This window comes from Streptomyces composti (genome assembly GCF_012034205.1).
In the GTDB taxonomy this organism is placed as follows: Bacteria; Actinomycetota; Actinomycetes; order Streptomycetales; family Streptomycetaceae; genus Streptomyces; species Streptomyces composti.
Map to the genome: position 1 here is coordinate 131,820 of NZ_JAATEM010000013.1, position 22,875 is coordinate 154,694.

Genomic DNA, 22,875 nt, shown 5'->3' on the forward strand with positions numbered 1-22,875 from the left:
ACAAGGAGCCCCCACATGCCCTCACTCTCGACACCCGGCCGCACCCTGCTCGGCCGCTCCTGTGCCGCGGCCGGTCTTCTCGCCCTGCTGCTGACCGCCTGCGGCAACGACTCGTCCTCGTCCGCCTCCGCCGAGGTCCCGGACGGCTGGCGGACCCTTGAGACCCCGCGTGTCTCGGTCGCCTGTCCGCCGGGCTTCCGCGAACAGGACGACTCCCGGCGCAGCAAGCACAACGCCGCCGCCGCCGAACTCCGCGCGGACGGCCGCACCGTCGCCCTGATCACCGTGCAGCTGGACTTCACCAGGGCGAACAACGCCGAGCAGGCGGCCATCGCCGCGGAGGCCGGCATCCAGCTGGGCGCCGATGTCAAGGGCACCGACGAGGTCGAGCTGTCCGGCACGGACGACGCCCGGCGCATCGACTTCACCTTCGAGGCGACCGGCGAGGGCGGCGGTCCGGCCAAGGGCGCCACGGTGGACGGCGTCATCCTCACCGGGCTGGACTCCGAGCAGGAGACCTTCGCGATCCGCATCGACGCGCAGCGCGGCAAGCTCGCGGACGCCGACCTGAAGCGGATCGTCGACTCGGTGGAGGTGCGGTAGCGATGGCCGTCGACGCACCGGTCAGGCCCGCCCCGGCGTTCATACGGGCCTGGGCGGCCGGAGTGATCGTCCTGGTGGCGACGGAGGTGCTCCAGGCGTCACTGGTGAACGAGTACCTGGTGGGCCCCGAGGGCGTCCGCTCCTTCGGCGCCGCCCTCGGCCTGGTCCACCTGCCCAACCTGGTGTGCGTGCTGCTGTCCACCTGGGCGGCGGCCCGCATGCACCCGGAGCCCTGGCGAGACGTCTCCTGGCAGCACACGGTGGCCGCCTGCGCCGTCCCGGTCGCCGCCCACGTCCTCTCCCTCGTTCTCCATCACGAACGCGGCGCCCTCGGAACCCTGGGCTTCTGGATGTCCACGGGGGTGCTGCTGGCGGGCTGCGCCCTGGGGATGCTGGCGGACCGGTGGCAGGAGGAGAGCGGGTAGGGAGCGGGCGGGCCCCCGCCGCCCGGCACGCCGTCGCGGCAGGGGCGCGGGCGGCGCCGGAGGCGGGCCCGTCGGGGAGTTGACGCGTACCGACCACTTGACACCCTCAATTGGTCTGGACCAACTTGGGTGCAGCGATGGCCACCGCTCCCCTTCCCCACTCCCCACCGGAGGCCTTTGTGGACCTCGTACACAGACGGTTCGGACGACGCAGGCGGGTGTGGGCGGCGGCCGTCACGGCCGCGCTCGCTCTCTCCTTCACGGGCCTGGACGCGAATCCGGCGTCCGCGGCCGACGTCAACAACGCCAAGAACGCCGGCTTCGAGTCGGGCCTGAGCGACTGGACCTGCTCCGCCGGCAGCGGGACGACCGTCTCCTCCCCCGTGCACGGCGGCACCGCCGCGCTCAAGGCGACGCCCTCCGGGCAGGACAACGCGCGGTGCAGCCAGACCGTGGCCGTGCGGCCCGACTCGACCTACCAGCTGAGCGCCTGGGTGCAGGGCGGCTATGCCTACCTGGGCGTGACCGGCACCGGAACCACGGACGTGTCGGCCTGGACACCGGACTCCGGCAGCTGGAAGCAGCTGACGACCTCCTTCACCACCGGGTCCTCCACCACCTCGGTGACGGTCTACACCCACGGCTGGTACGGCCAGCAGCCCTACTACGTCGACGACCTGTCGGTGTTCGGGCCGGACGGGGGCGGCGGCGGTGACCCGGAGCCGACCGTCCCGGGCACGCCGGGCGGGCTGAGCGTCTCCGGCACGACGACGGACTCCGTGTCCCTGTCGTGGAACGCGGTCCCGGGCGCCACCGGCTACACCGTCTACCGGGACGGCACCAAGGTGACGGCGGTGACCGGCACCTCGGCGACGATCACCGGGCTCGAGCCCTCCACCTCGTACTCCTTCCAGGTGGCGGCCACCAACGCGGCGGGCGAGTCGGCCAAGTCGGCGGCGGTCACGGCCCGCACCAAGGACCAGGACAGCGGGGGCGGCGATGACCTGCCGCGGCACGCCGTGACGGGCTACTGGCAGAACTTCGACAACGGCGCCGCGGTCCAGCGGATCTCGGACGTCTCCGACCAGTACGACATCATCGCGGTCGCCTTCGCGGACGCCACCGGCACGCCGGGCGCGGTCACCTTCAACCTGGACACGGCGGGCCTGAACGGCTACACCGTCGACCAGTTCAAGGCGGACATCCGGGCCAAGCAGGCCGCCGGGAAGAAGGTCATCATCTCGGTGGGCGGTGAGAAGGGCACCGTCACGGTGAACGACTCGGCCTCCGCGGCCAACTTCGCCGACTCCGTCTACGCCCTGATGCAGGAGTACGGCTTCGACGGCGTGGACATCGACCTGGAGAACGGCCTCAACGCCACCTACATGACACAGGCGCTGCGCGCGCTGTCCGCCAAGGCGGGACCGTCGATGATCCTGACGATGGCGCCGCAGACCATCGACATGCAGTCGACGTCCAACTCCTACTTCCAGACCGCGCTGAACGTGAAGGACATCCTCACGGTCGTCAACATGCAGTACTACAACAGCGGTTCCATGCTGGGCTGCGACGGCAAGGTCTACCACCAGGGCTCGGTGGACTTCCTGACCGCGCTGGCCTGCATCCAGCTGGAGGGCGGCCTCGACCCGTCCCAGGTGGGCCTGGGCCTGCCCGCCTCCACCCGGGGCGCGGGCAGCGGCTATGTGGAACCCTCGGTGGTGAACGCCGCCCTGGACTGCCTGACCCGCGGCACCAACTGCGGCTCCTTCAAGCCCTCGAAGACCTACCCGAGCCTGCGCGGCGCCATGACCTGGTCCACCAACTGGGACGCGACGGCGGGCAACGCCTGGTCGAACGCGGTCGGTCCGCATGTGCACGCGCTGCCGTGAGGTGGTCGCCGGACGGGTGAGGGCCCGCCCCTGACTCACGTGCGCACCGCGCCCCTGTCCGCCGGCGGCAACGGCGGGCAGGGGCGCAGGCACGTGCCGCCGGCCCTGAGGGCGGACAGAGGCGCGGGCAGTCACGGCCGACGCCTACCTGGGCGTCTCCTGGCGCCGGTCGAGGACGGCCTCGCAGTGGACCCGGGGGCCATCGGCGAGCCGTGCAGCTGGGCGCCCTCGGCCGCGGTGAGCTTCAGGCAGTCCTTGGGCGCCGTCAGCACCTCGCACATCTCGCGGGGCTGCCCCCGGACAGAACGGCCCGTCGTCGTCGAGCACCAGCGTCAGCCGTCAGCCCGGAGTGGGACCGGCCGGCGTGACGGACGGGCCCGCCGTGAGGAGCACCCCGGCTAGAAGAACTCCGACCACGGCTGGTCCCAGATCTGCTTGACGCACAGCACCAGGAACAGCAGTCCGGCGACGGCCAGCATGGCGTTGCTGAGCGGGCCGTTGCGCCACTCGCCGGGTGTGCGGGAGGAGTTGAGGAGCCAGATGAGGGTGAGGGCCAGGAAGGGCATGAAGGCCGCGCCGAGCACGCCGTAGATGATGACCAGGCGGAAGGGCTGGCCCTCGAAGAGGAGGATCATCGGCGGGAAGGTCAGCCAGAGCAGATAGGCGCGGAAGGGCCAGGACTTCTCCCGGACACCGGAGGCGATCTCCTCGCCCCTCGACTCGGCGGCCTTGCGCCGGCCGCGGGTGACGAAGTCGGTGAACATCAGGCTCACGCCGTGCCAGACACCGATCAGCGAGGTGAAGGAGGTGGCGAAGAAGCCGATCAGGAAGAACGTGGCCGTCGCCGTGCCGTACTCCCTCTCCAGGATGTCGCCGAGCTGCAGCAGGCCCTTGTCGCCGCCGGCGAGCGCCACATTGGCGGAGTGGAGCAGTTCGGCGCCGACGATGAGCATGGCGACGACGAACACACCGGTGGTGATGTAGGCGACCCGGTTGTCCAGCCGCATCACCCTCATCCAGCCGGTGTCGGTCCAGCCCTTGGCGTTCACCCAGTAGCCGTAGGCGGCGAGGGTGATGGTGCCGCCGACGCCGCCGATCAGGCCGAGGGTGTTCAGGATGGAGTCATGGGCGTCGGGCAGCACCGGAAGCAGCCCGGCGAAGGCGTCGCCCAGGTTGGGGGTGACACGGATCGCCAGATAGACGGTGACCACGAACATGACGCCCACCAGGACCGTCATGACCTTCTCGAACACCGCGTACTGGTTGAACCAGACGAACACCAGGCCGACCAGCGCGCAGGCGATGCCCCACCATTCGAGGTCCATGACGCCGGGGAAGAGCGCCTGGAGCGGCAGCGCGCTGGACGACATGGCGGCGGCGCCGTAGACGAAGCCCCAGACGACGACGTAGACGCCGAAGAACCAGGTGGTCCAGCGGCCGAGGCCGGCCCAGCCGTCGAAGAGGGTGCGGCCGGTGGACAGATGCCAGCGTCCGGCCGCCTCGGCGAGGGAGATCTTCACGATGCAGCCGATGACGGCGGCCCACAGGAGGGTGTAGCCGAAGTTGCTGCCCGCGATCAGCGTGGCGACCAGGTCACCGGCGCCGACACCGGTCGCGGCCACGACGATTCCGGGGCCGATGTATCTCCAGCTCGATGCGCGGGGCCTGGAACCCGCCCCGGGCCCTGCTGAGGTGTCCTGGGTGTTTCCCGTGTGTCCCGTGGTGTCCGCCATGGGGGTCAAGAAATCCCATGCGGGACGGCCGGACAAGAGGGCCTGCGGGGATCTTCACCGGATGTGCCTGACCGTGTGACCGAAAACCCGCGGACGGGCCGATGACCGGCCCGCGGACCGAAACCCCGCGACCGGACCGACAGCCCGCGACCGGACCGACAGCCCGCGACCGGACCGACAGCCCGCGTATGGCCGGAGACCCGCCCGCGGATTTCCATACGCCGACGATATGTGCCGACTCGTAGCATCGGCGGCATGCGTGTCTTGATCGTCGAGGACGAACCATTCCTGGCGGAGGCCGTGCGTGACGGGCTGCGCCTGGAGGCGATCGCGGCGGACATCGCGCACGACGGCGACACCGCTCTGGACATGCTGAGCGTCAACAGCTACGACATCGCCGTCCTCGACCGCGACATTCCCGGACCCTCGGGTGACGAGATCGCCAGACACATCGTCGCCTCCGGCAGCGGCATGCCGATCCTCATGCTCACCGCGGCCGACCGTCTCGACGACAAGGCATCCGGCTTCGGGCTCGGCGCCGACGACTACCTCACCAAGCCGTTCGAGCTGCAGGAGCTGGTGCTCAGGCTGCGGGCCCTCGACCGCAGACGCGCCTGCATCAGGCCGCCGGTGCGGGAGATGGCGGGCCTGCGCCTGGATCCGTTCCGCCGGGAGGTGTACCGGGACGGCCGCTATGTCGCCCTCACCCGGAAACAATTCGCGGTGCTGGAAGTCCTGATCGCCGCGGAAGGCGGTGTCGTCAGTGCCGAGGAACTGCTGGAACGCGCCTGGGACGAGAACGCCAACCCGTTCACCAACGCGGTCCGCATCACCGTCTCGGCGCTGCGCAAACGGCTCGGCGAACCCTGGCTCATCACCACCGTGCCCGGGGTCGGCTACCGCATCGGCCCCGCCCCCGGACAGGAGACGCACGGGAAGGACGGGAAGGACGGGAAGGACGGAAGCGACGGGAGAAGGGGCGAGAGAAGGGCCGAGACACGGGGCAAGGGAACGGCCGATGCATAGACGGCGCGGGCTCAGCGTCCGCCTCAAGCTCACCCTCAGCTACACCGCCTTCCTGATGGCCGCGGGCGTACTGCTGCTGGCGGCCATCGGAGTCTTCCTCTTCAAGGAAGGGTGGCTGATCACCATAGGGGGTGTGTGGCGGGAGACCCCCGGCATCGCCTTCGTGCGCGGATTCGCCCCGATGGCGGCCGCCGTCATGACCTTCCTCCTCGTCTTCGGCCTCCTCGGCGGCTGGCTCCTCGCCGGCCGCATGCTCGCCCCGCTGGACCGCATCACCCATGCCACCCGCACGGTCGCCAACGGGTCCCTCTCCCACCGGATCCGGCTCCCGGGCCGCCAGGACGAGTTCCGGGAACTCGCCGACACCTTCGACATGATGGTGACGCGGCTCGAGGCGCACGTCGCCGAGCAGGAGAGGTTCGCGGCGAACGCCTCCCACGAGCTGCGCACCCCGCTGTCGGTCTCCAAATCGCTCCTCGAGGTGGCCCGCGCCGATCCGGGGCGCGCCGCCGACCCGCTGATCGACCGCCTCCACGCCGTCAACACCCGGGCCATCGATCTCACCGAGGCGCTGCTGCTGCTCAGCCGGGCCGGCCGGAGATCCTTCACCCGGGAGCACGTCGACTTGTCGCTGGTGGCGGAGGAAGCCACCGAGACGCTGCTGCCGCTCGCGGAGAAGCACGGCGTCACCCTGGAGACCTACGGCGACGTCGCACCGGCCGTCGGGTCCCCGGCGCTGCTGCAGCAGCTGGCGGCGAACCTGGTGCACAACGCGATCGTCCACAACCTGCCCGGACAGGGCAGCGTGTGGGTGAGCACCGGGGCCGGCCCCCGCACCGTGCTGCTCACCGTCGAGAACACCGGTGAGCCGATCGCCCCGGAGGTGGCCTCGACCCTCACCGAGCCGTTCCAGCGCGGGACGGAGCGCGTGCGCACCGATCACGCCGGGGTCGGTCTGGGCCTGGCCATCGTGCGGACCATCGCGGAGGCGCACGACGGAACCCTCACCCTCGCCCCGCGCCCCGGCGGAGGGCTGCGCGTCACGGTGGCACTGCCTGCCGCCGCACCGCACCCGGGCGGTGGTGCGGTGCCACGGGAGTGGTCACCCGCGGGGGCCTGAGGGAGTGGTCACCCGCAGGGGTCTGCGGGAGTGGTCATCCGCGGGGGCCTGAGGCAGCACGCCCGCCGGCGTTCAGGGCGAGCGTAGGGCAGCCCGGGTATCGCCGGCGTATGGAATTCTGCTGACGCCGCCGCAACAACCGGCTGTCTTCAATGGAGGCATGAAGCTGAACATGTCGCTGTCCGCCCCGGCCCGACGTGCGCGGCGGCTCGCCCGCTGGACGGCGCTCGCCGGCCTGGGCGTCACGGGGGCGGCGGTCGCCTCTCTCGTCCTGCCGTTGTTCGTGCGGTCCGTGCCGCTGGTCCTGCACGGGGGCTGGTACGCCTGGGTGTTCACCTTCAACGGCGTGATGCTCGCGATGGTTGCCGCCCTGCCGGTGTCCGCGCTGGTGGTGTGGCTGCTGGCGCGGCGCCGGAGAGCCGCCGGGGCCGAGCCGGCCTGGGCGCGGCGCGCCTCGCTGGCCGAGGTCGGCATGGTGCACGGGACGGTGCCGTGGGTGTGGCTGATCCTGATGCCGGGCGAGCGGGCCGGTGAGGTCTCCGGCCGCTTCAGCCTGGTCCCGGTGGCGGACCTGCTCACCATGGGGCCGCTCGGGATCCTCGGCAATCTGCTGGTCTTCGCGGCGCTGGGGTTCTTCGCCCCGTTGCGGTTCACACGGCTGACGTCGGTGCCGCGGGTGCTGGCGCTCGGCGCGGGGTGCTCGGTCCTGGTCGAGACCCTGCAGTACGTCCTGCGGCTGGACCGGGTGTCCTCCGTGGACGACGTCCTGCTCAACGCCGCCGGTGCGGCTCTGGCCGGGATGGCGTCGCGGCGCTGGTGGCGCGTCCCTGCGCCGAGCGGCACGCCCGGACCCGCCCCGGTCCCGGCGGGCTGAGCCCCGCCCGCCACCGAGTCCGGCGAACTGACGTTCCGTCGGCCCCGACGACGGACCGGGGTGACCCGGACGGCTCCGGTTCGGGGGGAGCCGGCCCGGACGGCTCCCGCTGCCCGGACGGCTCCAGCGCGGCGAGTTGATCCACCCCCCCCTCTCCCCTCCCCTCCCTCACCCCACCCCACCTCACCCATGCCCTCACGCACGCCGCCCCGCGCGCACCCGGCTTCGCGCGGAGCGCCGGCCCTCCCCTCCTCCTCTTCCTCCCCTCCTCCCTCAGCAGCCCAGAAGTCGCCCTACCCAAGGCAGGTGGCAGTCCCCCGGTGAACAGCAGCACAGGCCGGTGTCGTGCCGGCTCGCCCTCCGCACCCGCACACTCACCCGCACGCCGTTCCCGGGGCGATGCCCGCCGGGCTGCCTCCCGGCGCCGCCAGTGGCTGACCGCCACCGTCGTGACGCTCGTCGCCCTCGGCCTCGTCACGGCCGGACCGCTGGTTCTCCGAGGGCTCGCCGGCATACCCGGGCTCTCCGTCCTCCTCGGTCCGCCGGCGCCGGACGAGTCCGACGCAGGCGACGCCCATGCCTCGGACTCCTCGCCCGGTCCCTCACGTCCCTCGCCCGCCTCCCCGACGACCGTGCCGCAGTCGGGTCCGGGCACCTTCACCATCGCCACCGCCGGCGTGCAGAACACCGGCGCGGGCCGGCCGTACCGGGTGGAGGTGGAGGACGGCACCGGGGTCGACCCCGACGAGGCGGCCGAGCAGATCGCCGCGATCCTGAATCACGAGCGCGGCTGGTCGCGCGGTGGCGGTGCCGCCTTCCGGCAGGTCTCCGACGCCAGTGCCTCGCTGGTCATCCGCATCGCCACACCGGACACCGCGGACTCCCTCTGCGCGGCCGGCGGCCTGGACACCAAGGGCGAGCTCAACTGCCGGGTCGGCCGGACCGTGGCGGTGAACCTCAAGCGCTGGCTGCTCGGGTCGCCCCAGTTCGACGGGCCGGCCGAGGAGTACCGGGCGCTGATCATCAACCACGAGGTCGGCCACTGGCTCGGCTACGGCCACCGCGGCTGCCCCGGCCCCGGCAAGCCCGCCCCGGTGATGATGCAGCAGATCAAGGGCCTGGACGGATGCACGTCCAACGCCTGGCCCTACAGCTCGGACGGCACCTTCCTCGACGGCCCCGAGGCTCCTTGAACCTTGCAGGTCTCCCCCGGCCATCGCTTGCGATTGATACCCCTAGGGGGTATACAGGGAGTGTGATCGGGATACCCCCATGGGGTATCACGCCGGCAACTGAGGGAGCGCTGATGGCCACCACCGTCCCGGACCGGAGGACCACCGAGGTCGAACTCGCGATCGGCGGCATGACCTGCGCCTCGTGCGCCGCCCGGATCGAGAGGAAGCTCAACCGGATGGAGGGGGTCACCGCCACCGTCAACTACGCCACCGAGAAGGCCAAGGTCAGCTTCGGCGGCGACATCGCCGCCGCGGATCTGATCGCCACGGTCGAGGCGACCGGGTACACCGCGCACGAACCCCGGCAGGAGCCGGCCCGTGCCGACACCGGCGGCGTGGCTCCGGGCAGGGAGCCCGACCCGCTGCTGCCGCTGCGCCAGCGGCTGATCACCGCGGTGGTGCTCGCCGTGCCGGTGATCGTGCTCGCGATGGTCCCGGCCTGGCAGTTCGAGTACTGGCAGTGGCTGTCGCTCACCCTGGCGGCCCCGGTGGTCACCTACGCCGCCTGGCCCTTCCACAGGGCCGCGTTCACCAATGCCCGGCACGGGGCGGCGACCATGGACACCCTGATCTCGGTCGGCGTGTCGGCGGCGTTCCTGTGGTCGCTGTGGGCCCTGTTCTTCGGCACCGCCGGGACGCCCGGCATGACCCACCCCTTCGAGCTGACCATCGAACGCGGGGACGGCGCCGGGAACCTCTACCTCGAGGCGGCCGCCGGAGTCACCGCCTTCATCCTGGCGGGGCGCTACTTCGAGGCCCGCTCCAAGCGCCGCGCCGGGGCCGCGCTGAAGGCGCTGCTCGAACTGGGCGCCAAGGACGTCACCGTGCTGCGCGAGAGCGGCCGGGAGGAGCGGATCCCGGTGGACGCGCTGCGCGTCGGCGACCGGTTCCTGGTCCGGCCCGGGGAGAAGATCGCCACCGACGGAGTGGTCGTGGAGGGCAGCTCCGCCGTGGACGCGTCCATGCTCACCGGCGAGTCGGTGCCCGTCGAGGTCGGCGCCGGGGACGCGGTGACCGGGGCGACGGTGAACGCCGGCGGCCGGCTGGTGGTGGAGGCCACCCGGGTCGGCGCCGACACCCAGCTGGCCCGGATGGCGAAGCTGGTGGAGGACGCGCAGAACGGCAAGGCGGCGGCCCAGCGGCTCGCCGACCGCATCTCCGGCGTCTTCGTGCCCGTCGTCATCGCCCTGGCGCTGGGCACCCTGGCGTTCTGGCTGGGCAACGGAGCGGAACTCACAACCGCGTTCACCGCCGCCGTCGCCGTACTGATCATCGCCTGCCCCTGCGCCCTGGGCCTGGCCACGCCGACCGCGCTGCTGGTCGGCACGGGGCGCGGCGCCCAGCTGGGCATCCTGATCAAGGGCCCCGAGGTGCTGGAGCACACCCGCAGGGTTGACACGATCGTGCTGGACAAGACCGGCACCGTCACCACCGGCCACATGACCCTGCTCGCCGTGCACACCGCCGAGGGCACCGAGGCCCACGAGGCGCTGCGCCTCGCGGGCGCCCTGGAGCACGCCTCCGAGCACCCGATCGCCCGGGCGGTCGCCGCCGGTGCCGCCGAGCGGGTCGGCGTCCTGCCGGCACCGGAGGACTTCGCCAATGTGCCCGGTCTCGGCGTCCAGGGTGTCGTCGAGGGGCACGCCGTGCTGGTCGGCCGGGAGAAACTGCTGCTGGAGCGGGCCCTGACGCTGCCGGCCGGGCTGGCCCGGGCCAAGGCGGACGCCGAGGCGGCGGGCCGTACGGCGATCGCGGTCGCCTGGGACGGGGAGGCCCGCGCGGTGCTGGAGGTGGCCGACGCGGTCAAGGACACCAGCGCCGAGGCCGTCACCCGGCTGCGCTCGCTCGGCCTGACGCCGATCCTGCTCACCGGGGACCACCGGGCCGTGGCCGAGTCGGTGGCCGCCGAGGTCGGCATCGACGAGGTGATCGCCGAGGTGATGCCCGAGGACAAGGCCCGGATCGTCGAGCAGCTGCAGAACGAGGGCCGTACGGTCGCCATGGTCGGCGACGGGGTCAACGACGCCGCCGCGCTCGCCCAGGCCGACCTGGGTCTCGCGATGGGCACCGGGACGGACGCGGCGATCGAGGCCGGCGACCTCACCCTGGTGCGGGGCGACCTGCGGGCGGCGGCCGACGCGATCCGGCTGGCGCGCCGGACCCTCGCCACGATCAAGTCGAACCTCTTCTGGGCCTTCGCCTACAACGTGGCGGCCCTTCCGCTGGCCGCGGCGGGGCTGCTCAACCCGATGATCGCCGGGGCCGCGATGGCCTTCTCCTCGGTCTTCGTGGTCGGCAACAGCCTGCGGCTGCGCCGCTTCGAGGCCGCACGACGACCACCCGCCGGGCGCTCATAGGACACGCTCAGGAAGGGAACCCGAGAACCATGGACCACACCGAGCACGGACACTCCGGCCCCGTGCACACCACCGGGCACGGGTCCGGCGACCACGGAGGTCACGGCCACGGCGGCGCATCCTGGGGGACCGCCGCGAAGGCGACCCTGCACTGCCTGACCGGATGCGCCATCGGTGAGATCCTCGGCATGGCCGTCGGCACCGCCCTGCTGTGGGGGAACGTCCCGACCATGGTGCTGGCGATCGCGCTGGCGTTCCTGTTCGGCTACTCGTTCACCCTGTTCGCGGTCGTACGGGCCGGGGTGAGCCTGAAGAACGCGGTGCGGATCGCGCTCGCCGCCGACACCGTCTCCATCGCCGTGATGGAGCTGGTGGACAACGCCGTCATCGCCCTCACCCCGGGCGCGATGGAGGCGCAACTGGCCGACGGGCTGTTCTGGTACGCGCTCCTCGGCGGCTTCGCCGTGGCGTTCGTGATCACCACACCGGTCAACAAGTGGATGATCGGCCGCGGCAAGGGGCACGCGGTGGTGCACGCGTACCACTGAGCTGCCGCGGCCCATCCCCTACTCGGCGCCGGCGCCGGCCTTCCGGTCGGCGCCGCTCCCCGCTCCGGCACCCTCCTCGGCCTTCGCGTCCGCGTCCTCGGCGCCGGCCTCGTCCTTGTTCTCCTCGTCGGCCCCGTCGTCGAAGTACGCGTCGAGCACCTCGTCCAGCCCGGCGTCCCACTCCGCGAAACGGCTGCGGGACGGGGCCTCGATCTCGATGGGGTACCAACGGCGGTCCGGCGTATGGACGGTGACGGTGTACCGCTTCCCGAACCGGGCGACCGACGTCTCCACCGCCCCGATCTCGTCCCAGCGGAACTCGCACTCCTGGTCGTCCAGCCGCAGCCGGATGCCGCGGTGGTCGGCGAGGATGCGGGCGCGGCGGTCGGACGCCTCGAAGACCGGTCCGTCCGGGGCCGGTTCCTCCTCCTCGGGGGCCTGCTCCTCCTCGGCCGGCGGCTCGGACGCGGCGTCCTCCTCGGTCTCCTCGACCGGCTCCTCGGGCTCCTCCGCCTTGGCGTCCTCGTCCCGCGCCTTGACGGGAGAGGAGAGCCCGGGGATGAAGGCCGGGTCGAAACCGGCGCCTTCCAGGGGCTGACTGCTCGAACCTATGCGCTGCTCCACAGCGGAGCAGTATGGTCGACAAACCTGTGCCCGGCCCACCCAGCCCCTGCTTCGTTATACGAGCTTCGCCGGCTCCGACTCGCAGGTGCGGACACGCCGGCACCCTTGCCGTCCGAGGTGGACGGGACCGATTCCGTTGCCGCGCACGTCACTTCTCCGGCAGCTGCCACTCGACGGGCTCGTCCACCACCTCCGGCGAGTACAGGACCCGCTCCGGACGTCCCTCGTCCGGCACCTCGAACGTGATGTTGCCGCGCACGCAGTCCCCGGCGCGCACCTTGGCGCCCACCGGATACAGCGGCCGGGGCAGCCCGGAGCTCATATGCGCCGGCTCCACCCGCACTCCGTCCGCGTAGGCCAGGGTCCAGGTGAACGGACTGACCGAGACGACTCTGGCGGTCTTGTTGCAGACCCTGGCTTCGACGAGTGCCCACTTGTGGCCCTGCGTCAGCAGATCAGGGTCGCTGCGGATGCCCTCGTCCCTGAACGCCAGGACCGTTGCCGTGAGCTCTCCTTCGGAGAACGTGATGTCTGCGGTTTCCCCGATCGCCAGCATGGCCGGGGCCGGTGCCGGCGTGGCGCCCGGGGCCGGGCGGGCGGAGGCCGATCCGGATGCCTTCGTGACGGTGGCCTTGTCGTCCCTGTCGTCCCTGCCGTCACTGGAGCCGGCGCAGCCGGCCACGGTCAGGCAGGCGGCCAGGGCAAGCGGGATGGTTCGGCGCATGGTCCCCCCAGATGTGGTGATCAAGATGAGGGCATGATGCGCACATACGGGGGCAGCCTGGGGCTTCGCAGGCCCGCTGTGACGCGAACGTGCGACGTCCCCGCCACCCTGCGGGGGGAACCGGCCGGCGGGGACGCGACGCGCTCGGAGCGAGGGGCAGGGGCGGAGGACGGTCGCGGTGTCAGACGATCAGGCTCAGGGCTGCCGCCACCGTGAAGCCGGCCAGGGACAGGACGCTTTCCAGGACCGTCCAGGTCTTGAGGGTGTCGCGTTCGCTGATGCCGAAGTACTTGGCCACCATCCAGAAGCCGCCGTCGTTGACGTGCGAGGCGAAGATGGAGCCGGCGGAGATGGCCATGATGACGAGGGCGACGAAGGCCTGGGAGTGGTCGCCCTCGGCCAGGAGCGGGGCGACGATGCCGGCGGTGGTCACGATCGCCACGGTGGCCGAGCCCTGGGCGACCCGCAGGACCAGGGAGATCAGGTAGGACAGCACGATCACGGGCAGGCCGACGTCGTTGAAGGTGTCGGAGAGGGCCTGGGCGACCCCGCTGGCCTTGAGGACGGCGCCGAAGACGCCGCCCGCGCCGACCACGAGCAGGATGTTGCCGACGGGCTTGAGGGAGGACGTGGAGACGGCCTCCAGGGACTTGCGGGACCAGCCGCGGCGGATGCCGAGCAGGTAGTAGGCGAGGAACAGGGCGAGGGTCAGGGCCACGAAGGGGTGGCCGAAGAACTCGATCACCGAGCGGAGGGTGGAGGGGTCCAGGGCGATCGAGGAGAAGGTCGCGGCGAGGATCAGCAGCAGCGGGGTGCCGATGATGCCGAGGACCGTGCCGAGCGGCACCGGGGTCTCGCGGGGCTCGACGCCGGAGGCCCGCTGCTCCTCGACCACGGCCCGCCGGGCGTCCGCGGCGGCCTCCACCATGTCCTGCGGCACGTCGACGAAGATGCGCCGGCCGATCCAGGCCGAGTAGGCCCAGGCGGCGATCACGGCGGGGATGCCGCAGACGATGCCCATGAGGATGACCCAGCCGAGGTCCACGTGGAGCAGTCCGGCGGCGGCCACCGGGCCGGGGTGCGGGGGCAGGAAGGCGTGGGTGACGGAGAGGCCGGCCAGCAGCGGCAGACAGTACAGGAGGATGGACTTGCCGGAGCGCTTGGCGGCGGCGTAGACGATGGGCGCGAGCACGAAGATGCCGACGTCGAAGAAGACCGGGATGCCGAAGATCAGGCCGGTCAGGCCCATGGCGAGCGGGGCGCGCCGCTCGCCGAACATCCCGAGCAGCCGGGACGCCAGCACCTCGGCGCCGCCGCTGACTTCGAGGATGGCGCCGAGCATGGTGCCCAGGCCGATGATGATGGCGACGTGCCCGAGGATGCCGCCCATGCCCGACTCGATGGTGGAGACGGCGTCGGACTTCTGCACGGTGCCGAAGAGTTCGGTGACCGACAGGCCCGCCAGCAGGCCGACGGCTATGGAGACGCCGAGCAGAGCGACGAACGGCTGGAGGCGGACCCGGATGATGAGGAAGAGCAGCAGGGCTATGCCGAGGGCGGCGACGGTGAGCAGCCCGGCGGTGCCGTCGATCAGCAGGAGCAGTCCGCCGGTGTGGGGTGGGGTCTCGGGGGCGGGGGCCGAGGCGGCGAGCTGGAGGGATGAACGGGACATACGGGGGTCCTCTGGATAAGGGCATGGTGTTTTCGAGCAGGGGGGGTCGCGGCACGGCGCCCCGGGGGTGGCGGGCGCCGCGCCGGACGGTGTGTTCGTGCCTGGGGGGTGAGGGGGTCTCAGAAGGGCGGCCGAGGGACGGTCGGAGCGTCAGCCGAGGACGGCGAGTGCGTCGATCTCGATGAGGAGGCCGGCGGGGAGACCGACGTAGACGGTCGTGCGGGCCGCGGGGGGCTGGGTGAGCCCCTGCTCCTCGAAGTAGGCGTTGTAGATCTCGTTCATCTCCGCGAAGTGGTCCACGTCGGTGAGGTAGACGCGGATCATCATCACGTCGTCCCAGGTGGCGCCGCCCTCCTCGAGGACCGCCTTGACGTTGGCGAGGGTCTGCAGGGTCTGCTCGCGCAGGGTGGGGCCCGCGGGGGTGGGGGCCTTGCCCTCCTCGGCGGGGAGGAACCCGACCTGGCCGGCGACCTGGAGGATGTTGCCCTTGCGCACGCCGTGCGAGAACTTCGCCGGCGGGGTGGTGTGGGTCTTCGGGGTGAGCGCGGTCTTCTCGGTCATGGCGTGTCCTTGTCGGGGTGGTGCACGGGCGTTCTGCCGGAGTACTCGCCGCTGATCGCGTCCGCGGTACGGCGCACCAGCGGGAGCAGGGTGAGGAGTTCGTCGGCGGTCACCACGACGTTCGGCGCGGAGACCGACATGGCGGCGACCACCCTGCCGTCGGCGCCCCGGATGGGGGCGGCGACGCAGTTGATGGACTCCTCGTGGCCGCCGAGGTCGGTGGCCCAGCCCTGTTCGCGCACCTTGGCCAGTTCCTTCAGGAAGGCCTCGGCGTTCGGTGTCGAACGGGGCGTGTACATGGGGTAGTCGAGCTTCTCGGCGAGGGCCCGCCGCTCGGGCTCGGGCAGGTCGGCCAGGAGGAGCTTGGCGACGGCGGCGACGGTGATGGCGACGGGCTTGCCGATGCGGGAGTACATGCGCACCGGGTAGCGGCTCTCCACCTTGTCGATGTAGAGGACCTCGTTCTCCTCGTACACCGCGAGGTGCACGGTGTGCCCGCACTGCTCGTTGAGGCGCACCAGATGGGGGTGGGCGATCTCGCGGACGTCGAGGTTCTCCATCGCCTCCTGGGCGAGGGCGAAGAGGCGGGCGCCGAGGCGGTATCGCTGGTCCGACTGGCGGTAGACCAGGCCGTGTTCGTGGAGGGTGCGCAGCAGGCGCAGCGCGGTGGACTTGTGCACGCCGAGGCGGTCGGCGACCTGGCCGAGATCGGCCGGGCCCTCGGCGAGCAGCGGCAGGATGCTCAGCGCGCGGTCTACGGTCTGGCTCATGGGGTGCGTACCTCCTCGTCGGCCCGTTCCACGGCGGCCGTCCAGCCGGGGCCGAGTCGCAGTCTCCCCCACTCGGTGTCGTCGAGGGCGGCGAGCCGGTCGGCGAGCGCGGCGGGCGGGGGCGGTGCGAGGTCGCCGGGGGCGGTGAGGGCGGCGGCGGCCCAGAGGTGCCCGTGGCGCAGCCGCTGCCGCACGGGCAGGCCGCGCAGGGTGGCGGAGAGGAATCCGGCGGCGAAGGCGTCCCCGGCGCCGACGGTGGCCACGACGTCGACGGCGAGCGCGGGGGCGGAGGTGACCTGTGACGGGCCGGAGGTGCCCCGGGCCGGCGCGTCCCCGTGGAAGGCCCGCGCTCCGTGGGCGCCGCGCTTGACGACCAGCGTCTCTGGCTCGGGCAGGGCCTTCCTGATCGCCTCCGCGCCGCCGGTGATGCCCCAGGCCTCCTCGGCCTCGTCCTCGCCGACGAAGACGATGTCGGCGCGGCGGGCCAGGTCGAGCAGGATGCGGGGGTCCTCGGGGTGCTGCCAGAGGCCGGCCCGGTGGTTGACGTCGAAGGAGATCAGCGGGCGGTCCGGGCGGGGCGCGGTGAGTTCGCCGAGCAGGTCTCGGCAGCCCTCGGAGAGCGCGGCGGTGATGCCGGACAGATGCAGGACGCGCCCGTCCAGTGCGGCGTCGGCGGGCACGTTGGCCGGGGTCATGGCGGAGGCGGCCGAGCCGGCACGGTAGTAGGCCACCTCGTGGGCGTCGGTCGCACGGTCGCCGGCGGTGCGGAAGTAGATGCCGGTCGGGCGGTCCGGGTCGCGCCGCACCCGGGAGACGTCGACGCCGTGCCCGGCGATGGCCGCCAGCAGGTGGTCGCCGAAGGGGTCCGCGCCGACCCTGCTGATCCAGCGGGCGGTGTGCCCGGCCCGGGCGAGCATGCAGGCGGTGTTGGATTCCGCGCCGCCGATCCCACGGTGGAAGGACGGCACCTCGGCGAGGCGGCCCGGTGCGGAGGGCCGGAACGTCACCATGGACTCGCCGAGCGCCACGACGTCCACGCCGCGGGCGGGGTCAGATGGTCCGGTGACGGTCACGATGGCGGGGCTCCTTCTCGCCTGGGGGCCGCGGTGTCCGTTGACCCCGCGTGGCCGAGATGTTAGACAGCGGTGAGCGACATACGCAATGAGCGTTGCACTAAGCGCAACGCTCCTGATCGGGAGGTTCCCCATGGTCTCCGGCCCCGGCTCCGAAGCCCTCGCCCGGCTCGCGGAGGAACGCGTCGACCACCGCTTCCGGGGCCTCCCGCCGGACGCCGAGGGCCTCACCGTGGGCGAGCTGGCCGCCCGGCGCCTCAATCTCTTCACCGACGGCTTCACCACGCCCGTGCTCGCGCTGTCCGCCGAGCGCCTGGAGCACAACCTGCGGGTGATGGAGACGTACGCGGCCCGGCACGGCCTCGCCTTCGCCCCGCACGGCAAGACCTCCATGGCCCCGCAGCTGTTCCGGCGGCAGATCGAGCACGGGGCCTGGGGCATCACGCTCGCCGTGCCGCACCAGGTGCGGGTGGCGCGCGCGTTCGGCGTGCAGCGGGTGTTCCTCGCCAACGAGCTGGTCGACGCGGCGGCCCTGCGCTGGATCTCCGCGCAGCTGGACGCCGACGAGGACTTCCGCTTCATCGCCTACGTGGACTCGGTGCGCGGCGTCGAGCTGATGGACGCGGCGCTGAGCGGCGCCGGCCGTCCCGTGGACGTGGTGGTCGAGCTGGCCGCGGGCGAGGGCGCGAGGACCGGGGTGCGCACCGAGGCCGAGTGCGCCGCCGTCGCCGACGCGGTGGCCGCCGCGCGCGGGCTGCGGCTGGTCGGCGTCGCCGGGTACGAGGGCGAGGTGCCGAAGGCCGACCCGGAGCGGGTGGCCGCCTGGCTGCGCCGGCTGGTGTCGCTGGCCGTGGAGTTCGACAAGGCAGGGCGGTTCGCCGGGCTGGACGAGATCGTGGTGAGCGCGGGCGGCAGCGCCTGGTTCGACGCGGTCGCCGACGCCTTCGCCGCGATCCCGGACCTGTCCGCCCCGGTGCTGAAGCTGCTGCGCTCCGGCGCCTACGTCTCGCACGACGACGGGCACTACCGCAGGCTCACCCCGTTCAACCGGGTCCCCGAGGAGGGCGCCCTGGAGCCCGCGTTCCGGCTGTGGGCCCAGGTGGTCTCCCGGCCGTCCGCGGAGCAGGCGTTCCTCAACGCGGGCAAGCGGGACGCGGCCTACGACCTGGATCTGCCGTCCGCCCGGGTGGTCCGCAGGGACGGGGCCGAGCACCCGGCCGAGGGGATCACCGTGACCGCGCTGTCCGACCAGCACGCCTGGCTGCGCACCGCCGCCGGGGCCGATCTCCGGGTCGGCGACTGGGTGGGGCTCGGGCTGTCCCACCCGTGCACCTCGTTCGACAAGTGGGTGCTGATCCCCGTCGCCGAGGCGGACGGCACGGTGACCGAATACATCCGTACCTTCTTCTGACCCTTCTTCCGAGAGACCCTTCTGGGAGACCCTTCTGAGAGACCGGGGGAGACCGGCATGGAAGAGCTCGTCATACGGGACGCGGACGTCGTCGACGGCTCCGGGGAGCCGTCGTACCGGGCGGACGTGGTCGTCGACCGCGGACGCATCGTGTCCATCGTCAAGGAGGCCGCCGCGGCGGGCTGCCAGCGGCCGAAGGCCCGGCGCGAGCTGGACGCCGAGGGTCTGGTGCTCTCCCCCGGCTTCATCGACATGCACGCTCACAGCGATCTGGCGCTGCTGCGCGACCCCGACCACAGCGCCAAGGCCGCGCAGGGCGTGACGCTCGAGGTGCTCGGGCAGGACGGGCTGTCGTACGCGCCGGTCGACGACCGCACACTGGGCGAGGTGCGCCGCGCCATCGCCGGCTGGAACGGCACCGGGGACGACATCGACTTCGACTGGCGCTCGGTCGGCGAGTACCTGGACCGGCTCGACCGGGGCATCGCGGTCAACGCCGCCTATCTGATCCCGCAGGGCACCGTCCGGGCGCTGGCGATGGGCTGGGAGGACCGCAGGGCCACGCCCGAGGAGCTGCAGCGGATGCGGGAGCTGGTCGCCGAGGGCATGGAGCAGGGCGCGGTCGGCCTGTCCTCCGGGCTGACCTACACGCCGGGCATGTACGCCGACGGCGCCGAACTCACCGAGCTGTGCCGGGTGGTGGCCTCCTACGGCGGCTACTACTGCCCGCACCACCGCTCCTACGGGGCCGGCGCCCTGGAGGCGTACGAGGAGATGGTGACGCTGGCCCGGCGGGCCGGCTGCCCGCTGCATCTGGCGCACGCCACCATGAACTTCGGCGTCAACAAGGGCCGGGCGCCCGAGCTGCTCGCCCTGCTGGACCGGGCACTGGACGCGGGCGCCGACATCAGCCTCGACAGCTACCCGTACACGCCGGGCTGCACCACGCTGGTGGCGCTGCTGCCGAGCTGGGCGAGCGAGGGCGGTCCCGAGGCGGTGCTGAAGCGGCTCGCGGACGAGGGGACGGCCGAGCGGATCCGGCACGATCTGGAGGTGACCGGCTCGGACGGCTGCCACGGGGTGCCCGTGGAGTGGGAGACCATCGAGATCTCCGGGGTCGGTGACCCGGCGCTCGGCGCGTACGTGGGCCGCACCGTGCTGCAGTCGGCGCGGGAGCGGGGCACGAGCCCCTGGGCGGTCGCCCGTGAGCTGCTGCTGCGGGACCGGCTGGCGCCGACGATCCTGCAGCACGTGGGCCACGAGGAGAACGTGCGGGAGATCATGCGGCACCGGGTGCACACCGGAGGCTCGGACGGCATCCTCCAGGGCAGCAAGCCGCATCCCAGGGCCTACGGCACCTTCCCGCGCTACCTCGGTCACTACGTCCGCGAGGCGGGGGTGCTGTCGCTGGAGGAGTGCGTGGCGCACCTGACCTCGCGTCCGGCCGCCCGGCTGCGGCTGCCGGACCGGGGCCTGGTCCGCGAGGGGTACCGGGCCGACCTGGTTCTCTTCGACCCGCGGACGGTGGCCGCGGGAGCGACCTTCGAGGAGCCGCGGACGCTGCCCACGGGCATCCCGTACGTCCTGGTGGACGGGCAGTTCGTGATCGAGGACGGGCGGCGCACCGATGTGCTGGCCGGGCGGGCGGTGCGCCGGACTCCCCGGTGACCGCCCGCCCCTGAGACCTTGCCTACGGCTTGGGGACGAGGCAGCCGCTCGCGTCCAGCTCGAGCTTGCTGTCCGGGCCGAAGCAGGCGGGGAACAGGTAGGTCTGCTGGGCGTAGTTGATGCCCTGGCGGACCGTGACCTGGCCGTTCTCGTCGACCTCGCACGGGTTGTTGAGCGTGCAGCGCTCGCCGTCCTCGTTGCCGGTGTTGTTGACCGCGACCACCTTGCCGGTGGCGGAGTCGACGACCGGGGAGCCGGAGGTGCCGCCGATGGTGTTGCACTCGGGCGTGTAGCGGACCGAGTCCTTGAAGGTCCAGTCGCCTTCCTTCAGGCGGTGGGCGAAGCCGTCGACGGAGCAGTTGTAGATCCGCCTCCAGTAGCCGGAGACCACGCTGATGGAGGTGCCGGCGACGGGACGGCTGTCGTCGAGGGTGAGCGCGTCGATGCCGTAGGAGCTCTTGATCCGGGCGTAGCTGGTGCTCAGCCGGTAGATCGCCGCGTCCGTGTCGGTCATGGTCGCGTACAGCAGGCGGTCGGCGCGCAGGGTGGCGACCCGCGATCCCGAGGCGTTCAGCAGCGAGAAGGTGCGGCTGGAGGCCCGGTCGGTCAGGACCTGGCCGGGGCCGGGGAAGCCGCTCTCCAGGCAGTGGCCGTTGGTCAGGACGAGCGCGGGGTCGTCGTCCTCGGCGTCCGGCATGCGGACGACGGAGCCGGAGCAGTTGCTGAGCGCGACCGTCCCGGCGAAGTTCACCGCACCGGCCTTCGGTGCGGTGAGCCCGGACAGGGAGTCGAGGACGCCGTTGACGGTGTCCATCACCGTGCCGGTGGTCGTCGTGCCGGTGGTCGTCGTGCCCGTGGCCGCGGCCGTGTCCGCGGACGTGGGGGGAGCTTCGGCGGCGACCGCGGGCATCGCGCCGGCACCGGTCATCGCCAGCGCGCACAGCGCGACGACGAGAGGTTTTCTCATGTGGGGCCCCTCTATGCGACGGAGGCGACCGGATCGCTCCGGTCGCCCGCAGAATTGTCATGCGCATTGTCATCGCCGGGACTCCGGGACGACAAGGGCTGGTTTCCGCCGGTAACCCCACGGGGCGCCGGCCCGCCCGCGCACCGGATCAGGTTCGCCCGGCGGTGTGAAGGAGCGGGCGCCCGTCGTGGGGAGGGTCGGTGTGGAGGTGATGGAGAGAACCCCTGCGCCGCAAGGGACCCTTGGGGCCGCTGGGGTGCATAGCCACCCAGACCGGAACGTCTCACGTGGCGGAAAACACGGCCCAAGGGGCGATTCGGGACCGTAAGCTCCCTGCATGCAGGTGATCCAGTCGACCAAGCTCGCCAACGTCTGTTACGAGATCCGGGGCCCGGTGCTCGAGGAGGCGATGCGGCTCGAGGCGGCCGGTCACCGCATCCTCAAGCTCAACACCGGCAACCCGGCGGCGTTCGGCTTCGAGTGCCCGCCCGAGATCCTGGAGGACATCCTCCGCAACGTCGCCACGGCCCACGGCTACGGCGACGCCAAGGGCCTGCTGGCGGCCCGCCGGGCCGTGGTGATGCACAACCAGACCCTCGGCATCGAGACCGACGTCGAGCACGTCTTCATCGGCAACGGCGTCTCCGAGCTGATCGTGATGGCCATGCAGGGCCTGCTGGACGACAGCGACGAGGTACTGGTCCCGGCCCCCGACTACCCGCTGTGGACGGCGGCCGTCTCCCTGTCCGGCGGCACCGCGGTGCACTACCGCTGCGACGAGCAGTCCGACTGGATGCCGGACCTCGCCGACGTGGAGCGCAAGGTCACCGACCGCACCAAGGCTCTGGTGATCATCAACCCGAACAACCCCACCGGCGCGGTCTACGACGAGGCCGTCGTCAAGGGCCTGACGGACATCGCCCGCCGCCACAACCTGCTGGTCTGCTCCGACGAGATCTACGACAAGATCCTCTACGACGACGCCGTGCACACCCCCACCGCCGCCGTCGCCCCCGACCTGCTCACGCTCACCTTCAACGGCATGTCGAAGGCCTACCGGGTGGCCGGCTACCGGGTGGGCTGGATGTCGATCTCCGGCCCCCGCGCGCACGCCGACTCCTACATCGAGGGCCTGACGATCCTGGCGAACATGCGGCTGTGCGCCAACATGCCGGGCCAGCACGGCGTGGTCGCCGCGCTCAGCGGACGGCAGACGATCAACGACCTGGTGCTGCCGGGCGGCCGGCTGCGCGAGCAGCGGGACGTGGCCTACGAGCTGCTGACCCAGATCCCCGGGGTGAGCTGTGTGAAGCCGAAGGGGGCGCTGTACCTCTTCCCGCGGCTCGACCCGAACGTCTTCAAGATCAGGGACGACCGGCAGATGGTCCTGGACCTGCTGCGGCGCGAGAAGATCATGGTGGTCCAGGGCACCGGCTTCAACTGGCCCGACCCGGACCACTTCCGCCTGGTGACCCTGCCCTCGGTCGCCGATCTGCGGGACGCCATGGGCCGCATCGGGCGCTTCCTGGACGGCTACAGCCAGCCCTGAGGCCGCAGGTCCGGGTGGACGGGGCCGCGGAACTGCGCGGACGGCC

The 22,875-nt window shown here is 72.0% G+C and carries 20 protein-coding genes; 12 read left to right on the top strand and 8 right to left on the bottom strand.

The window, feature by feature from the left end; translation table 11 throughout:
* Window positions 1–15 precede the first annotated feature (15 nt).
* The 3 genes from HCJ93_RS12835 (at window position 16) to HCJ93_RS12845 (ending at window position 2,917) form a co-directional block, all read left to right on the top strand.
* A complete protein-coding gene (locus tag HCJ93_RS12835; protein WP_167994388.1) occupies window positions 16–603 on the top strand; it encodes a hypothetical protein in 588 nt (195 codons plus the stop codon).
* Between the two features lie 2 nt (window positions 604–605).
* Window positions 606–1,028, top strand: coding sequence for a hypothetical protein (locus HCJ93_RS12840; protein WP_167994390.1), 423 nt, complete (start codon window positions 606–608; stop codon window positions 1,026–1,028).
* 179 nt (window positions 1,029–1,207) lie between these two features.
* Window positions 1,208–2,917, top strand: coding sequence for a chitinase (locus HCJ93_RS12845; RefSeq protein WP_167994392.1), 1,710 nt, complete (start codon window positions 1,208–1,210; stop codon window positions 2,915–2,917).
* A gap of 398 nt (window positions 2,918–3,315) precedes the next feature.
* Here HCJ93_RS12845 and HCJ93_RS12855 read toward each other — a convergent pair whose 3' ends face one another.
* Window positions 3,316–4,650, bottom strand: coding sequence for an Nramp family divalent metal transporter (locus HCJ93_RS12855; protein WP_167994394.1), 1,335 nt, complete (start codon window positions 4,648–4,650; stop codon window positions 3,316–3,318).
* Window positions 4,651–4,905: 255 nt separating this feature from the next.
* Here HCJ93_RS12855 and HCJ93_RS12860 point away from each other — a divergent pair, with 255 nt between their 5' ends.
* The 6 genes from HCJ93_RS12860 to HCJ93_RS12885 all read left to right on the top strand — a co-directional run bounded on the left by HCJ93_RS12860 (window position 4,906) and on the right by HCJ93_RS12885 (window position 11,810).
* A complete protein-coding gene (locus tag HCJ93_RS12860; RefSeq protein WP_167994396.1) occupies window positions 4,906–5,676 on the top strand; it encodes a response regulator transcription factor in 771 nt (256 codons plus the stop codon).
* Window positions 5,669–6,796, top strand: a complete 1,128-nt coding sequence (locus HCJ93_RS12865; protein WP_167994398.1) for a sensor histidine kinase — start codon at window positions 5,669–5,671, stop codon at window positions 6,794–6,796. The genes HCJ93_RS12860 and HCJ93_RS12865 overlap by 8 nt, the downstream gene beginning before the upstream one ends.
* 160 nt (window positions 6,797–6,956) lie before the next feature.
* Window positions 6,957–7,670 (top strand): VanZ family protein, encoded by a 714-nt coding sequence (locus HCJ93_RS12870; RefSeq protein ID WP_167994400.1) that lies wholly within the window; start codon window positions 6,957–6,959, stop codon window positions 7,668–7,670.
* A gap of 449 nt (window positions 7,671–8,119) precedes the next feature.
* A complete protein-coding gene (locus HCJ93_RS12875) occupies window positions 8,120–8,863 on the top strand; it encodes a DUF3152 domain-containing protein (protein ID WP_309141390.1) in 744 nt (247 codons plus the stop codon).
* 113 nt (window positions 8,864–8,976) lie between these two features.
* Entirely contained in the window at window positions 8,977–11,262 is a 2,286-nt protein-coding gene (locus HCJ93_RS12880; RefSeq protein WP_167994402.1) for a heavy metal translocating P-type ATPase, read from the top strand.
* Window positions 11,263–11,291: 29 nt separating this feature from the next.
* Window positions 11,292–11,810 (top strand): DUF4396 domain-containing protein, encoded by a 519-nt coding sequence (locus tag HCJ93_RS12885; protein ID WP_167994404.1) that lies wholly within the window; start codon window positions 11,292–11,294, stop codon window positions 11,808–11,810.
* A gap of 18 nt (window positions 11,811–11,828) precedes the next feature.
* On the opposite strand, the gene HCJ93_RS12890 is transcribed toward HCJ93_RS12885, so the two are convergent.
* From HCJ93_RS12890 to HCJ93_RS12915, 6 genes are all read right to left on the bottom strand, one after another.
* Entirely contained in the window at window positions 11,829–12,434 is a 606-nt protein-coding gene (locus HCJ93_RS12890; RefSeq protein ID WP_167994406.1) for a hypothetical protein, read from the bottom strand.
* Window positions 12,435–12,582: 148 nt separating this feature from the next.
* Window positions 12,583–13,158, bottom strand: coding sequence for a DUF4352 domain-containing protein (locus tag HCJ93_RS12895; protein WP_167994408.1), 576 nt, complete (start codon window positions 13,156–13,158; stop codon window positions 12,583–12,585).
* Window positions 13,159–13,339: 181 nt separating this feature from the next.
* Window positions 13,340–14,830 (bottom strand): GntP family permease, encoded by a 1,491-nt coding sequence (locus HCJ93_RS12900; RefSeq protein WP_167994410.1) that lies wholly within the window; start codon window positions 14,828–14,830, stop codon window positions 13,340–13,342.
* 150 nt (window positions 14,831–14,980) lie between these two features.
* A complete protein-coding gene (locus HCJ93_RS12905; RefSeq protein WP_167994412.1) occupies window positions 14,981–15,391 on the bottom strand; it encodes a RidA family protein in 411 nt (136 codons plus the stop codon).
* Complete coding sequence (locus HCJ93_RS12910) at window positions 15,388–16,161, bottom strand: IclR family transcriptional regulator (RefSeq protein WP_167994414.1); 774 nt, start codon at window positions 16,159–16,161, stop codon at window positions 15,388–15,390. Before HCJ93_RS12910 ends, HCJ93_RS12905 begins: the two co-directional genes overlap by 4 nt.
* Window positions 16,158–17,234: a sugar kinase gene (locus HCJ93_RS12915; RefSeq protein WP_309141391.1), complete on the bottom strand. Its 1,077-nt coding sequence runs from the start codon at window positions 17,232–17,234 to the stop codon at window positions 16,158–16,160. The genes HCJ93_RS12910 and HCJ93_RS12915 overlap by 4 nt, the downstream gene beginning before the upstream one ends.
* Before the next feature lie 133 nt (window positions 17,235–17,367).
* Between HCJ93_RS12915 and HCJ93_RS12920 the strand changes: the two genes are divergently transcribed.
* Together HCJ93_RS12920 and HCJ93_RS12925 are read left to right on the top strand one after the other, a co-directional pair.
* Complete coding sequence (locus HCJ93_RS12920; RefSeq protein ID WP_167994418.1) at window positions 17,368–18,645, top strand: alanine racemase; 1,278 nt, start codon at window positions 17,368–17,370, stop codon at window positions 18,643–18,645.
* A gap of 57 nt (window positions 18,646–18,702) precedes the next feature.
* A complete protein-coding gene (locus tag HCJ93_RS12925; protein ID WP_167994419.1) occupies window positions 18,703–20,313 on the top strand; it encodes an N-acyl-D-amino-acid deacylase family protein in 1,611 nt (536 codons plus the stop codon).
* A gap of 22 nt (window positions 20,314–20,335) precedes the next feature.
* Here the strand turns inward: HCJ93_RS12925 and HCJ93_RS12930 are convergent, their stop codons facing one another.
* Window positions 20,336–21,280, bottom strand: a complete 945-nt coding sequence (locus tag HCJ93_RS12930) for a S1 family peptidase (protein ID WP_167994421.1) — start codon at window positions 21,278–21,280, stop codon at window positions 20,336–20,338.
* Between the two features lie 337 nt (window positions 21,281–21,617).
* Here HCJ93_RS12930 and HCJ93_RS12935 point away from each other — a divergent pair, with 337 nt between their 5' ends.
* A complete protein-coding gene (locus tag HCJ93_RS12935; protein ID WP_167994423.1) occupies window positions 21,618–22,829 on the top strand; it encodes a pyridoxal phosphate-dependent aminotransferase in 1,212 nt (403 codons plus the stop codon).
* Window positions 22,830–22,875 lie beyond the last annotated feature (46 nt).